This is a genomic window from Rhodanobacter umsongensis, assembly GCF_042654965.1.
GTDB lineage: Bacteria > Pseudomonadota > Gammaproteobacteria > Xanthomonadales > Rhodanobacteraceae > Rhodanobacter > Rhodanobacter umsongensis.
The window spans coordinates 73,119-85,773 of the sequence record NZ_JBHSMK010000004.1 but is presented as its reverse complement, the minus strand read 5'-3'; the positions used below and the strand labels follow the sequence as shown (position 1 = coordinate 85,773).

The following is a 12,655-nucleotide window of genomic DNA, read 5'->3' as shown; positions in this document are numbered from 1 at the left end:
ACGTCCACGCAGCCATCCCGCACGGAGTGATTCGAGGCAACCATGCTCACACGTCTTTACAACTGGATAGACGAGCGCGCGCCTGGGCTGAAAGGCATGGCCAGGAAGCACCTGACCGAATACTACGCGCCGAAGAACTTCAATCTCTGGTACTACTTCGGCGCGGCCACGACATGGACCACTACGCCGCCGATGTGGCGGCGTTGGTGGCGCACCTGGACCTGCGCGACGCCATCCACGTAGGCCACTCCACCGGCGGCGGCGAAGCGACGCGCTATGTCGCACGCCACGGCGCGGGCCGCGTCGCCAGGCTGGTGCTGATCAGCGCCGTGCCGCCGTTGATGGTGAAGTCGCCGGGCAATCCCGGCGGACTCGCGATCGAGGTGTTCGATGGTCTGCGCGACGCGCTGGCCGCCAACCGCGCCCAGTTCTATCGTGATCTGTCGTCCGGCCCTTTCTACGGTTTCAACCGGCCGGACGCCAAGATCGTGCCGAGTGTCGCCGACAACTGGTGGCGCCAGGGCATGATGGGCGGCGCCAACGCGCACTACGAGGGCATCAAGGCATTCTCGGAGACCGACTTCACGGACGACCTGAAGGCGATCGACGTGCCGACGCTGGTGATGCACGGCGACGACGACCAGATCGTGCCGATCGCCGATTCGGCGCCGCTTTCGGCCAAGTTGCTGAAACATGCCACGCTCAAGATCTACAAGGGCTATCCGCACGGCATGCAGACCGTCAATGCGGATGTCATCAATCGGGATCTGCTGGCGTTCTTCCGCAGCTGAGAGCTCCGTCCAGGCAGATGGAAGTCAGCACCGCGCGCCCGCGGCAGCCATCGCGCCTGCGTTCGTGTCGACTCGTCATCGTGGCCACAGCCGCGACGACGAGTCGCCGGAGCTTCTTCGGCCGACATGATTCCGGCGGCCCACCCGGGCGAAGTGGGAGCGCGGGCGGGGCCATGGCTGGCTTCCGGCGATAGCCGCTACGCCACGGCGCGGAGGGCTTTCCATGGAGGGTGGATGGCGCAAATTGGCGGAATTATGTCCGTCCGGGCCTGGGGCGCGTGAATAGGATGGGTTCGGCCACCCAGCGTGGAGGGCCGGTCACCGACGAGCACCTCCGTCCATTGAGAGCGGCGATGTGCAGATCGTCATGGCCCTTGGAGGCAATCATGTCCGCAAGGAGTCTCAACCCATCACCCATGAGCCCCGATCCGCTGGCATCGAGCTTCTCGACCAGCTATGCGGGTGTCGTTGCGTTCGTGGCCGTTGCCGCCGAGGGCAGCTTCGCCAAGGCAGGCGACCGCCTTGGCATCGGAAGATCCGCCGTGAGCCGCAACGTGCGCAAGCTGGAGATCCAGCTCGGCACACGCCTCTTCCTCCGGACCACCAGAAGCACCTCGTTGACTCGGGAGGGAGAACGCTTCTACGAAAAATGCCATCCGGGCGTCGAACGGATCCTGCAGGCGCTGGAGGACATGCGCGACTTGCGCGAAGGCCCACCGCGCGGCCAGCTTCGAATCGTTGCCACACCCGCATTCGGGCGCCGCGTGGTGATGCCCCTGCTCGGCGGATTCCGCACCCGCTATCCGGACGTCGCCATCGAGCTGATTCTGGACGAGCGCCATGTCGACTTCACCTCAGACCGAATCGATGTGGCGTTCCACGATGGGCGCATGGAAGAGAGCCAGGTGGTGGCAAGGCAGGTGATCCCGATGCAACTGCTGGTTTGCGCCTCGCCGGAGTACGCGCGTGCCCATGGACTGCCGTCCCGTGTTGAAGACATTGCCGGGCATCAATGCATCCGTCAGCGCCTGGCATCCGGCCGGATTTCGGAATGGGAATTCAAGGTGGACGGGCATGCCTGCCGGCTGACGCCGGAGTCAGCCTGCACTTTCAACGATCCGGATCTCGTGTTGCAGGCGATCCTCGATGGACAGGGCATTGCACAACTGCCCGGCTTCCTGGTGGCTGCCCATCTGCGTGAAGGCAGATTGAGCTCATGCCTGGGGCATCATCAGCCCGATGATCGCGGGCACTACGTCTGCTACCTGAGTCGCCACCAGCTTCCGACCCGGATCAGGGTGTTCATCGACTACATGACGGAGCAGATTCGAAAAGGGGATCAGCAAGATCTCACCATGCTGACTGCCGCCGACAATCGGTCGTACGCAGCGCCCGATCAGCCACCTCGCGTGCGGACGAGCAAGTCCGGGCTTCGCATTGTGAACGGCGGAGAAGGACCGATGGGTGGTCAGCGGCAAACACGGTGAGCCGCTGTCGATGTCCCTTGCCGGAAATGCGACCACGGGGAAGCGGCCTGGCCGGTGCAGACGCAAGGGGTGCCGGACGGTGCGGGCACGGGACGCCGTGAACAACACGCGGCGCGCGCGGGCGTAAACTGCGATGCTGCAACACGCCCATTTCCCGGTTGGAGATTCCGCCATGCGTCGTCTGTCCTGGTTGCTTGCATCGATCCTGCTGTGCGCGCTGGTTGCCCCCGCGTTTGCCGGCAGTCCCCAGGTGGGCGAAGCCGCCCCGGCATTCCGTCTGCAGGACCAGAACGCCCATTGGCGCACATTGGCCGATTTCCACGGCCACTGGCTGGTGGTGTACTTCTATCCGAAGGATTTCACTCCCGGCTGCACCACCGAGGTGTGCACCTTTCGCGACGACATCGCCAAGCTGCGCAAGGCCGGCGCCAAGGTGGTCGGAATCAGTCTCGACGATGTGAAATCGCATGCCGGGTTTGCCGCCAGATATCGCGTGCCGTTTCCGCTGTTGGCCGACGTCGAGCGCAAGGTGGCCGCCAGCTATGGCGTACTGAACGAGCACATGGGCATGCATTACGCCAAGCGCACCACCTTCCTGATCGACCCGCGGGGCAGGATCGCCAAGGTCTATGTGGATGTGGATCCGGAAAAGAACTCCGCTCAGGTCATGGCCGATCTGGCCACGCTGAAGGCGGCGCCCTGATGCCGTTGGCGATTCCGGCCGACGCGGCGGCGCGGCGTTTCTCGGTATGGGCGATCGGCCTGTGGGTGCTGCTGTTGTTCGCTGCGGTGGGCTCGGTGCAGTACCTGCAGCACGGCGAATATCCGTACCTGGCGGCTGCCCTGCTGGTCATCGCGGTGTGCGCCGGATGCATCCTGCGCCGGCCCTGGGCGAGACCTATCATGCGCGTGCTGGCTGTCGTGCTGGCGTTGTGGGCGCTGCTCACCGGCGCGCTGATGCTGCAGCAGTGGGGCGATTTCGCGGTTGCCCGGCAGCATGCGATGACCGAATCCCAACTGGGTGAAGTCGCGCTGTGGATGATCGCGCGGGCGCAACGCACCTGGCAGGTGGCGCTGGCGCTGAAGGCGCTGGCGATACCGCTGCTGCTCTGGCTGGCCTGGCAGTTGGGCCGGCCGGGCGTGCGCGCGCAGTTCCCGCCGCGGCGTTGAGTCGTCCGCACCGGCTCCGTCCGATCGGCGGCCTCGAGTACGGATGGGGCGCAGGCGGGACGTTTGCGGGGCGATCGGCCGTCCGCATTCAGCAGGGGTTGGCAGGTGAGCGGGTATCGCTTGGTGCCCTGTATCCTGGAATCCATCCGATGCGTGTCGCCTGCCTGCTTGTTGCCCTGTTGTCCCTGTCGGCCGCGCCGGGCGTGCACGCCCAGGATCTGGCGGCGATCTGCCATGCCAGCAGCAGCTACGACGTCACGCTGAAAAGCGACAGTGTGCTGTTCGATCGAGCGTCGCCGGCGCCATTCCACGTCGAACTCCAGCACGGCTCGTTGCGCACCGATGGCATCGATGCGCATCCCAATACGGAAGATCAGGACCGGCTGGCGCTGTTCGAACGCGACCTGCTCGCGCTGGCGCCGCGCGTGCGGGCGGTGGCGCAGAACGGGGTGGACATGGCGGTGCAGGCGATGCGCGCCGAGGCCGACGGCATGGGCTTGGCTGCCGCCAGCCGTGCCGAGTTCGAGCGCCGGCTGCTTGCGCATGCCGGCGATCTCAAACGACGCATCGCCATCAGTCGCAGCACCCACGACTGGCAGGGCGACGAGGCCAATCAATACATGAACCAGATTGCCGCCGACCTGCTGCCGTTGCTGGCGGCCGACCTTGGCCAGCAGGCGATCAATGCGGCGCTGTCCGGCGACCTGCAGGCCGCGGCAGGCCTGCGCGATCGCGCCGCCGACCTCGCCACCGCACTGCAGCCGCGACTGCAGCAGCGCATGCAGGCATTGCGCCCGCAGATCCAGGCGTTGTGTCCATCGATCCAGCGCCTGGCCGAACTGCAGCAGGGCGTGCGCGGCAGCGATGGTCGGCCGTTGAACCTGCTGCAAGTGGACCCGTGAACCGGCTCGGCTGCGCCGCCATCCCTGCTGCCAGCTGACCCGCGCATCGCCGATGCCGGTCCGGTTTAGGTGCCGCTAAGTAGACGGGGGCGAGGATGGCGCCGGTTCCATTATCGATTTGGCAGGAGGCGGCCCATGCCGCGGCACGTTTCATCTTCCACGTGCAATGCATTGATCCGGCGCAGCATCGACCTGCGTCGGCTCTATCGGCATGCCGCCGCGGCGTGCGAGCCGGGCGTGCGCGTAGTGTTGAACGAAAACGTGCAGGCGCTGGATCTGCTGATCGCCGACCTGCAGGCGCAGGGGCGCGCCGGTGGCGGCACGCCGAGCTGCCATGGCAGCTGGCGCGGCACCGCTAGCCGGCATCTGGCCAGTTGGCTGGCGCACGCGGACACGCACCGCGATCGGGTCTGGATCCGCGCGCTGGCGCATCACGAGAGCGCCTTGCTGCGGGCCTTCGAGCAGGCCATCGAGGTCGAGCCGCCTGGCTCGGCGCAAACCCTGCAACGACAGTTGCCGCGCCTGCGCGGGATTCACCTGGACATGCACAGCCTGACCGGCACCGCGCACTGAGCCATGGCGACGGACGCTGCTCAGGCCCTCCTGGATTTCTGGTTTGCGCCGCCGCATGCCGCCTGCTGGTTTGCCAGCGACGCCGCCTTCGACGCGCAATTGCGCGAACGCTTTGGCGACATCGCCCAAGCCGCCGCGAACGGCGAGCTGGCCGGCTGGGCGGACACCCCGCCCGGCTGGCTGGCCTTGCTGATCGCACTGGACCAGCTTCCCCGCAATCTCCATCGGGGCGATGCGCGGGCATGGATGCAGGACGTCAAGGCGCAGCGCGTCGCGTTGTCAGGCATCGACCGCGCTGACGACCGGCGATTGCCGCCGCTGCAGCGGGTGTTTGCCTATCTACCGCTGGAACACGCCGAAGACAGCGCGCTGCAGCAGCGCTCCGTGGCCCTGTTCGAGGCGCTATGCACCGAGGTGTCGCCGGCAGAGCGTCCGCGGTTCGAGGAATTTCTGGACTATGCTCGACGCCATCGCGACGTCATCGCGCGCTTCGGCCGCTTCCCCCATCGCAATGGCGCGCTGGATCGAGCAAGTACGCCGCAGGAAGTGATCTATCTGGCCCAGCCGGGCGCCGGTTTCTGAGATCACCCAGGGAGGACGACATGCGCCATCTGCTCTTTGTGGCATTGCTGCTCATCAGCCTGAATGTTTTCGCCGGTGACACCCTGCGTGTCGGCCAGCAGGTGTTGTCGGTGGGCGATACCGCGGTGCACGTGATCGATCTGCTCGGCACGCCAGCCTTCAAGGAACCGGTGCAGAACAAGTTTGGCGCGTACCTGGGCGAGCGCTGGCAGTACAGCCGCGCCGGGGGTCGCGTCGTGGTCGTGACGATCATCGGCGGCAAGGTCGCGGCGATCGAGGATCACGTCGAGGAACATCACGGCTGAGTCGGCACCGGCGCAGCGGAAAAGGTCTTCCGGTTTCATCAGACAAGGAGTCAGGCCATGCGTGTTCGTCTCATCGTCATCCTGTTCGCACTCAGCGCCGCCGCGCAAGCCAGCAGCACCCTGCGCGTGGGCAACCAGGTGCTCACCGCGGGCGACAGCGCGGAGCGGGTCACCGACTTGCTGGGCAAGCCATCGTCGAAATCGCACAAGCGCGCCGCGCGCCACGCCAGCCGTCGCGGGGGCGTGCGCATCGCGGGCAACGACAGGGCCGGCGAGCAATGGCGCTACCGGCGCGGCGATCACGTCACCGTGGTCACCCTGGTCGATGGCCGCGTCGCCGACATCGAGGATCATCGACTCTGACAGGCGGCTTTGCGCACCGGCCGCCCCTGCCGGTGACCGATGACAGGGCATGAGGCTGGCCACGCCGCGGCGATCGCGGGGCGCATGGTGACAGCGTGGGCCGGCCATCGGGTGCAGCCATCGTCGGGGAGCTGCGAGCATGCGCGGAACAACCTCGCTGCGCATGCTGGCTGTCGGCATGGCCGTCGCTGCGCAGGCACAGGGCCTGCGCTTCGACAACGACTAGTGCGGTTTCACCACAGTCGGCGCGCGGGCCCGACCGGCTCGGCGAACGCCCCGAAGCGCCATGTCCACGGCTGGCCGCGTTGAAACAACGATCTCGATGGCGGGGCGGGCCGGTCCGGAACAAGGTGACGGACGCTGAGTTGCCCGTGCCGGCCGCGCCTACTGCACGGTCACCGCGCGTCGGTTGTCGCTGGAGACCTTGTCGATCAGCACGTTGTACGGATCGATGCCGGCCAGCGCAGGCAGGCTGTCCACGGTGACGGTGATCGTGCTGTCGCCATCCGGCAGCAGGCGCTTCTCCAGATGCAGCGGCTTGCCGTCCTTGCCGGCACCGGGTGAGGCGGCGAACACGCCGATCTCGATGGGCACGTCCGGCTTTGCCGCGGTCTCTCTGCCGGTGCCGTCGACGTAGACCTTGCCGGCATGCAGCTTCATGGTCACTTCGTACTTGCCGTTCGGCAATTTCTTCGCGACCGCCTCGGTGATGCGGTTGTCGAACAGGGTGATCTTCCAGAACAGGTCGTTCAGCAGCGGCTGCCACTTCGGATCGACGGCCTTCGCCAGCGCATCCATGAACTCCCGTGACGTGGTGTAGGGCGGCTGCTGGAAGCCCTTGTCGATGAGGAACTGTCTCAGCATCGCGTTCAAGCGGCTCTCGCCGATGTAATCCTGCAGCGCATAGAACACCAGCGAGCCCTTCTTGTAATGGATGTACTGCTGGTTCTCCACTTTCGCCAGCGGCTCCTCGGCCAGCCTCTCGGTCGCGCGGCCCGCCAGATAGCCGTCCAGTTCGTACTTCAGGAACTTCTGCATCTGGGTCGCACCATACTTCTGCTTCATCACCATCAGCGCGGAGTACTGCGACAGCGATTCGCTGAGCATGGTCGAGCCCTGCATGTTGGCGCCGATCACCCGGTGCGCCCACCACTGGTGCGCGACCTCGTGGGCGGTGACGTAGTAGGGGTAGTCGATCTTGGTCCGGTCACGCAAGTCGGCGATGAAGCCGATCGATTCGGAGAACGGGATGGTGTTGGCGAACGACTGCGCGATGCTCGTGTAGTTCGGGAACTCCAGGATGCGCAGCTGATGGAACTGGTACGGCGTGTAGTTGGCGTCGTAATAGTCCAGCGCATCCTTCGCGCCCTGGATCATCCGGTCCACGTTCCACGCGTGCGCCGGGTTGTAGTACACCGCGATGTCCACGCCTTTCCACGGCGCGTGCTTTACGGCGTAGCGCGCCGACAGGTACGAGAAGAACGGCAACATCGGCTGATCGATCCCGCCCTGGCTCATCGTGTAGTGGAAATAATGCCTGCCGTTGGCCGTCCATTCCTTCTGCAGATACCCCGGAGCCACCGCGATCTGGTCGGCGGCGGTGGAGACGACGGTGTCGAAACTGATCCAGGCGGCATCGTTGCTGATATAGGTGTTCGCGCGTGCGCTCTCGTCGCCGAGCCGGGGCATCCGCGGTGTTTCGGCGCCGAGGCCGTACTTGCGGCGGTCGTTGCGGTCGGTGATCTGCTGCTGCGCCTGGTAGCCGAACCGGGGCATCACGGTGTTGTTGAAGAACGTGCCGTTGTAGGCAAGGAAACTGCCATCCGGACTGTTGGTGAAGCCCTTCGGGGCGTATTCCAGCGTGAACGCGAAATCCATCGACGCGCCCGGTGCCAGCGGCGTCTTCAGCCGGTAGATGGTGTAGCCGAGATCCGGGTCCGCGCTGACCGTGTCGTGCGGTGCGAACACCAGCGACTTCAGCGTGAAGCCGTCGGTGAAGTTCACATGCAGCTCGCTGACCGGCGTGTCGTGCTTGTTGACCAGCGTGTAGTGGCCACGGATATCCAGCCTGCGCCGGTACGGGTGGATGTCGACGTCCGCTCGCACGGTGGTGATGCGCGGCTGCGGCAGATCCTTGTACTTTGCGTACTTCTTCTCGTAGTCGGCACGCTGTTTCGTCTGCGTGGCGCTGCTCTGGTAGCGGTTGAGCACGTTGGTGTTGTAGTAGATCCAGATGCCGCTGCCAATGAACGCCAGCAGGCCCGACGCCAGCGCGATCTTCGCCGGGGTGCGCAGGCGTGCGCGCGCTTCGCGCAGCCGGTCGTTCCAGGCCTGGTCGGTCCCGCGCACCCAGAACAATGCGGCCAGCACCAGCAGCACCACGGCGCAGCTGGCCCAGTAGAAGTCGAACCACAGTGCGCCTTGCAGGAAATGGCCGAAGCCGTTCATGTCCGAGTACGGCACGTCCGGCGCATTGCCGTAGTTGTACAGGTACTGTTCCCAGTGCAGCAGGCCGAAACCGATCGTGCCCAGCACCAGCCACACGATGGTCAGCAGATAGCCGAGGAACTTGTTGTTCGACAGCACCTGCAGGAACAGCGCCAGCACGGCAAGCAGCACGAACGGGACCGCATCCAGCGCCAGCGTCGCCAGGTACAGGCCAGGCTCCAGATGGGTGTAGCCGCGGCCCAACTGCCAGCCGATGCCCACGACCGCGCCAATCAGCAGGAACGTGGCGATCACCGCCAGCAGCGCGCCCAGCTTGGCGGTCAGCGGCACCCAGTCCGGTACCGGAAACGCATCGGTGACTTCGGCGGCGCCAAGACTGCGTTCGCGCCATACCAGCTCGCCGGCGTAGAACGTGATGATGATGTACAGCAGCCACTGGAAACTGCCACTCACGCCTTCCAGTACCTGATGCGTCACCGGCCAGGTGGCGGTGCCGTAGATCTGGCTGGACAGCGCCAGCGTGAAAAACAGATTCAGCAGGCCCAGCGCCAGCATGATCAGGAACGGCACGCCGCGCAGCACGCCGAGCGTGTCGAAGGCGAGTTGCGCGCGCAGCTGCAGCAGGTGGGCACGCAGGCTGCTGGCCAGCCGCACCTTGGGCAGGGTCAGCGCAGCCGCGCTGGCCGGCGGCCGCAGTATCGGCGGCTCCGCCCGCTGTTTGCGCCGAGGCAGCCGCAGGCCTTCGCGATTCGGCCGGAACAACGCCACGGCGGCTCCCAGCATGACCACGCTGACGCTGCTCCACAGCAGCCGATTGAACAACAGCACGCCGGACAGTGCAGGCAGTTCGTGATTGGATTGATCGGCCGACCAGTAGCGCGTGGCCAGTGCCACGGTGCGGCCACCGAACGGGTCGAGCATGGCGGCGAGGAAGTGATTGTTGACGTCCCGGGTCAGCAGTCCAACGACGAAGTTCAACACGACGTAGACGATCAGGCCGATGTAGGTAGCCAGCAGCGATCGCGTGGTGGACGCGATCAGGAACAACAGTGCGGCCATGAACAGCATGTCCGGGCCCACCATCACGCCGAACGCCCACGCGTAGCCATGCCAGCTGGCCGGCCCCAGCCGCGCAGCATCGATCCACGGCATCATGCCGCCGACTGCCACGCCCAGCGCGCAGATCAGCATGATCGCCAGCGCCGTCAGGTAGCCGGCGACGAAGCGGCCGCCGAGGTAGGCGCCACGGCTCATCGGTGTGCTGAACAGCAACTCCGACGTGCGCTGGTCGAAATCGCGCAGCGCCGCACCGGCGACGAATACCGTTACCAGAAAGATGCTGAGCACGGTGAGCACGCTGAGCAGCCGCACGATCACCAGCGGCGCGTTGCGCAGCACATTGCCGCTGGCGCCGCCGACGATCACCGCGTCGGTGCTGGCCAGCGCGAACGCGATCGCGCCGAACACCGCGGCGACGATCCAGAACAGCGGAGCCCTCAGCTGCTGGCGCAGTTCGAAGCGACAGATCTCGAAGAACGTGGGCGCGGAAAACATCGGCAGTCCCGTCAGGCGGCCTTGGCGACGGCCTGCGCGCGCAGACGGCCGAAGTAGACATCCTCCAGATCCGGCACGACGGGTTCGAAGCCGGCCTCGGGCAGCGAATCGGCCAGCACGTGCAGCAGGGTGCGGCCGCCGGCGAGGCGGGTGGACAGGATGTTCATGCGGGCGCGGTAGCCGTCCAGCTCGGTCTTGTCGATCGTGCGCCGCCACACGCGCCCCTCCAGCGAGCGGATCGCCTCGATCGGCTCGCCGCTCAGCAGGACCTGGCCCCGGCCGAGGATCGCCATGTGCGAGCACAGGTCGGTGACGTCTTCCACGATGTGGGTGGACAGGATCACCACCACCCGCTCGCCGATCTCGGCCAGCAGGTTGAGGAAGCGGTTGCGCTCTTCCGGGTCGAGCCCCGCGGTGGGTTCGTCCACGATCACCAGCCGCGGGTCGCCGATCAGCGCCTGCGCGATGCCGAAGCGCTGGCGCATGCCGCCGGAATAGGTGCCTAGCTTGCGCCTGCGCACGTCCCACAGGTTCACCTGGCGCAGCAGCGATTCCACCAGCTCGCGCCGCTCGCCCTTCGCGGTGACGCCCTTGAGGATCGCGAAATGCTCCAGCATTTCCTCCGCCGATACCTTCGGGTACACGCCGAACTCCTGCGGCAGGTAGCCGAGCAGGCGGCGGGTAGCCTGCTTGTCGGCAAGCAGGTCCATCTGGTCGAGCTTGATCGTGCCTGTGTCCGGATCCTGCAGCGTGGCGATCGTGCGCATCAGCGACGACTTGCCGGCACCGTTCGGGCCGAGCAGCCCGAACATGCCGTTGGGAACATCCAGCGACACGCCGCGCAGCGCCCTGACCCCGTTGGCATAGGTTTTCGACAGGTCACGGATCGTCAGCATGGGTGCGTTCCTGGATCGCCCGCGCGGCGAGGGGTTTGCGAATCAGGTTACGGCATGGGTAAGGGGCGCGCGTGCGCTCAAGGTCATGCATACGCACGCGCATGGTCGGCGATGGACGGGGAAATCCAACCGCCCCGGCATACGGATCGCAGCTGCCTTCGCTATGATTGAAGCCTTGTCCGCGACCGCCATCCCCGAGCGGTATGCCATCGCCATCTGCAGGAGTCCCCATGGCCGATCTCAAAGAAGCCCGTGTCCCCGATATCGGCCACGCCGGCGTCCCCGTCATCGAAGTGCTGGTCAAGGTCGGTGACCGGGTCGAGAAGGAACAGAGCCTGATCACGCTGGAATCGGACAAGGCAACCATGGAAGTCCCCGCGCCGTTCGCCGGCACGGTGAAGGAGTTGAAGCTGAAGGTGGGGGATGAGGTGTCCGAAGGCGCCGTGATCGCCTTGATCGAGGCCGACGACACCGCCGCCGCACCCGGCGCCAGGACCGAGGAAGCGCCGAAGCCCGCGGCGCCCGCACCCGCAGCGCCGGTTGCAGCGAAGGTCGAGGAAAAGCCGGCGCCGATCGCCGGCCAGGGCGTGCAGCCAGGCAACGCACCCGAAGGCGATGTGCCGCCGACCGCCCGTCCGCCGCTGGACGCCAGCATCGTCATGCCCGGCGACGCGCCCTATGCCAGCCCGGCCATCCGCGCGTTCGCGCGCGAGCTGGGCGTGGACATCCAGCAGGTGAAGGGCAGCGGCCGCGGCGGCCGCATCCAGCGCGACGACGTGAGCACCTATGTGAAGCACGCACTCGCTTCCGGCGCACGTCCCAGCAGCGGCGTGTCCGCCTCGGTCGGTGGCCTCAGCCTGCTGCCGTGGCCCAAGGTCGACTTCGCCAAGTTCGGCGAGATCGAAGAGAAACCACTCACGCGCATCCAGAAAATTTCCGGTGCCAACCTCGCGCGCAACTGGGCGATGATCCCGCACGTCACCCAGCACGAAGATGCCGACATCACCGAGCAGGAGGCCTTCCGCAAGAAGCTCGGCGAGGAGAACAAGGACCTGAAGATCAGCCCGCTGGTGTTCCAGATCAAGGCGGTGGTGGCCGCGCTGAAGCAGTTCCCGCAGTTCAACGCCTCGCTCGACGAGTCGGGCGAAAAGCTGATCCTGAAGAAGTATTTCCACGTCGGCATCGCGGTGGACACGCCCGACGGCCTGGTGGTGCCGGTGTTGCGCGATTGCGACAAGAAGGGCCTGCTCGACCTGGCGCGCGAGCTGGGCGAGATCTCGAAGAAGGCGCGCGACAAGAAGCTCGGCCCGGCCGAGATGTCCGGCGGCTGCTTCTCGATCAGCTCGCTCGGCGGCATCGGCGGCACCTACTTCACGCCGATCGTCAACGCGCCGGAAGTCGCCATCCTCGGCGTCTCCAAGTCGGTGATGAAGCCAGTGTGGAACGGCAAGGAATTCGTGCCGCGGCTGGTGCTTCCCCTGTCGCTCAGCTATGACCATCGGGTGATCGATGGCGCGCTCGCCGCGCGCTTCGCCAGCTTCCTCGCCAACCAGCTCGGCGATATCCGCCGGCTGCTGCTCTGAC

General features: G+C 66.1%; 12 protein-coding genes and 1 pseudogene. 11 read left to right on the top strand and 2 right to left on the bottom strand.

The genetic code is table 11. The features are described from left to right. Positions 1-42 precede the first annotated feature (42 nt). The 10 genes and pseudogenes from ACFPME_RS07765 (at position 43) to ACFPME_RS07720 (ending at position 6,173) form a co-directional block, all read left to right on the top strand. Positions 43-243 (top strand): hypothetical protein, encoded by a 201-nt coding sequence (locus ACFPME_RS07765; RefSeq protein ID WP_377304405.1) that lies wholly within the window; start codon positions 43-45, stop codon positions 241-243. Continuing rightward, positions 165-791: pseudogene (locus ACFPME_RS07760) on the top strand (alpha/beta fold hydrolase); the annotation flags it as partial. The gene ACFPME_RS07765 and the pseudogene ACFPME_RS07760, both read left to right, overlap by 79 nt. A 416-nt stretch (positions 792-1,207) precedes the next feature. Continuing rightward, complete coding sequence (locus ACFPME_RS07755) at positions 1,208-2,278, top strand: LysR family transcriptional regulator (RefSeq protein WP_377303846.1); 1,071 nt, start codon at positions 1,208-1,210, stop codon at positions 2,276-2,278. Between the two features lie 172 nt (positions 2,279-2,450). After that, positions 2,451-2,981 (top strand): peroxiredoxin, encoded by a 531-nt coding sequence (locus ACFPME_RS07750; RefSeq protein ID WP_377303844.1) that lies wholly within the window; start codon positions 2,451-2,453, stop codon positions 2,979-2,981. Continuing rightward, a complete protein-coding gene (locus tag ACFPME_RS07745) occupies positions 2,981-3,448 on the top strand; it encodes a hypothetical protein (protein ID WP_377303842.1) in 468 nt (155 codons plus the stop codon). The genes ACFPME_RS07750 and ACFPME_RS07745 overlap by 1 nt, the downstream gene beginning before the upstream one ends. A 149-nt stretch (positions 3,449-3,597) precedes the next feature. Then, a complete protein-coding gene (locus ACFPME_RS07740; protein WP_377303840.1) occupies positions 3,598-4,350 on the top strand; it encodes a DUF2884 family protein in 753 nt (250 codons plus the stop codon). Positions 4,351-4,485: 135 nt separating this feature from the next. Further along, a complete protein-coding gene (locus ACFPME_RS07735; protein WP_377303838.1) occupies positions 4,486-4,923 on the top strand; it encodes a DUF2383 domain-containing protein in 438 nt (145 codons plus the stop codon). A 3-nt stretch (positions 4,924-4,926) separates the two neighbouring features. After that, positions 4,927-5,505, top strand: a complete 579-nt coding sequence (locus ACFPME_RS07730; RefSeq protein ID WP_377303836.1) for a DUF924 family protein — start codon at positions 4,927-4,929, stop codon at positions 5,503-5,505. A 20-nt stretch (positions 5,506-5,525) separates the two neighbouring features. Further along, entirely contained in the window at positions 5,526-5,810 is a 285-nt protein-coding gene (locus ACFPME_RS07725; protein ID WP_377303834.1) for a DUF2845 domain-containing protein, read from the top strand. Positions 5,811-5,867: 57 nt separating this feature from the next. After that, on the top strand, positions 5,868-6,173 hold the full coding sequence (locus ACFPME_RS07720; protein WP_377303832.1) for a DUF2845 domain-containing protein: 306 nt from the start codon (positions 5,868-5,870) through the stop codon (positions 6,171-6,173). Positions 6,174-6,557: 384 nt separating this feature from the next. On the opposite strand, the gene ACFPME_RS07715 is transcribed toward ACFPME_RS07720, so the two are convergent. Together ACFPME_RS07715 and ACFPME_RS07710 are read right to left on the bottom strand one after the other, a co-directional pair. Then, entirely contained in the window at positions 6,558-10,175 is a 3,618-nt protein-coding gene (locus ACFPME_RS07715) for an ABC transporter permease/M1 family aminopeptidase (RefSeq protein ID WP_377303830.1), read from the bottom strand. 11 nt (positions 10,176-10,186) lie between these two features. Next, the gene (locus ACFPME_RS07710) at positions 10,187-11,071 is read right to left on the bottom strand and encodes an ABC transporter ATP-binding protein (protein WP_377303828.1); all 885 of its coding nucleotides are present in this window, start codon (positions 11,069-11,071) and stop codon (positions 10,187-10,189) included. A 203-nt stretch (positions 11,072-11,274) separates the two neighbouring features. Between ACFPME_RS07710 and aceF the strand changes: the two genes are divergently transcribed. After that, positions 11,275-12,654, top strand: a complete 1,380-nt coding sequence (aceF, locus tag ACFPME_RS07705; RefSeq protein WP_377303826.1) for a dihydrolipoyllysine-residue acetyltransferase — start codon at positions 11,275-11,277, stop codon at positions 12,652-12,654. Position 12,655: the final 1 nt, after the last annotated feature.

Coding starts and splice junctions, on each gene's coding strand:
- ACFPME_RS07765 (WP_377304405.1), top strand. CDS start 43: ATGCTCACACGTCTTTACAACTGGATAGACGAGCGCGCGCCTGGGCTG.
- ACFPME_RS07720 (WP_377303832.1), top strand. CDS start 5,868: ATGCGTGTTCGTCTCATCGTCATCCTGTTCGCACTCAGCGCCGCCGCG.
- ACFPME_RS07730 (WP_377303836.1), top strand. CDS start 4,927: ATGGCGACGGACGCTGCTCAGGCCCTCCTGGATTTCTGGTTTGCGCCG.
- ACFPME_RS07750 (WP_377303844.1), top strand. CDS start 2,451: ATGCGTCGTCTGTCCTGGTTGCTTGCATCGATCCTGCTGTGCGCGCTG.
- ACFPME_RS07735 (WP_377303838.1), top strand. CDS start 4,486: ATGCCGCGGCACGTTTCATCTTCCACGTGCAATGCATTGATCCGGCGC.
- ACFPME_RS07745 (WP_377303842.1), top strand. CDS start 2,981: ATGCCGTTGGCGATTCCGGCCGACGCGGCGGCGCGGCGTTTCTCGGTA.
- aceF (WP_377303826.1), top strand. CDS start 11,275: ATGCCATCGCCATCTGCAGGAGTCCCCATGGCCGATCTCAAAGAAGCC.
- ACFPME_RS07710 (WP_377303828.1), bottom strand. CDS start 11,071: ATGCTGACGATCCGTGACCTGTCGAAAACCTATGCCAACGGGGTCAGG.
- ACFPME_RS07740 (WP_377303840.1), top strand. CDS start 3,598: ATGCGTGTCGCCTGCCTGCTTGTTGCCCTGTTGTCCCTGTCGGCCGCG.
- ACFPME_RS07725 (WP_377303834.1), top strand. CDS start 5,526: ATGCGCCATCTGCTCTTTGTGGCATTGCTGCTCATCAGCCTGAATGTT.
- ACFPME_RS07715 (WP_377303830.1), bottom strand. CDS start 10,175: ATGTTTTCCGCGCCCACGTTCTTCGAGATCTGTCGCTTCGAACTGCGC.
- ACFPME_RS07755 (WP_377303846.1), top strand. CDS start 1,208: ATGAGCCCCGATCCGCTGGCATCGAGCTTCTCGACCAGCTATGCGGGT.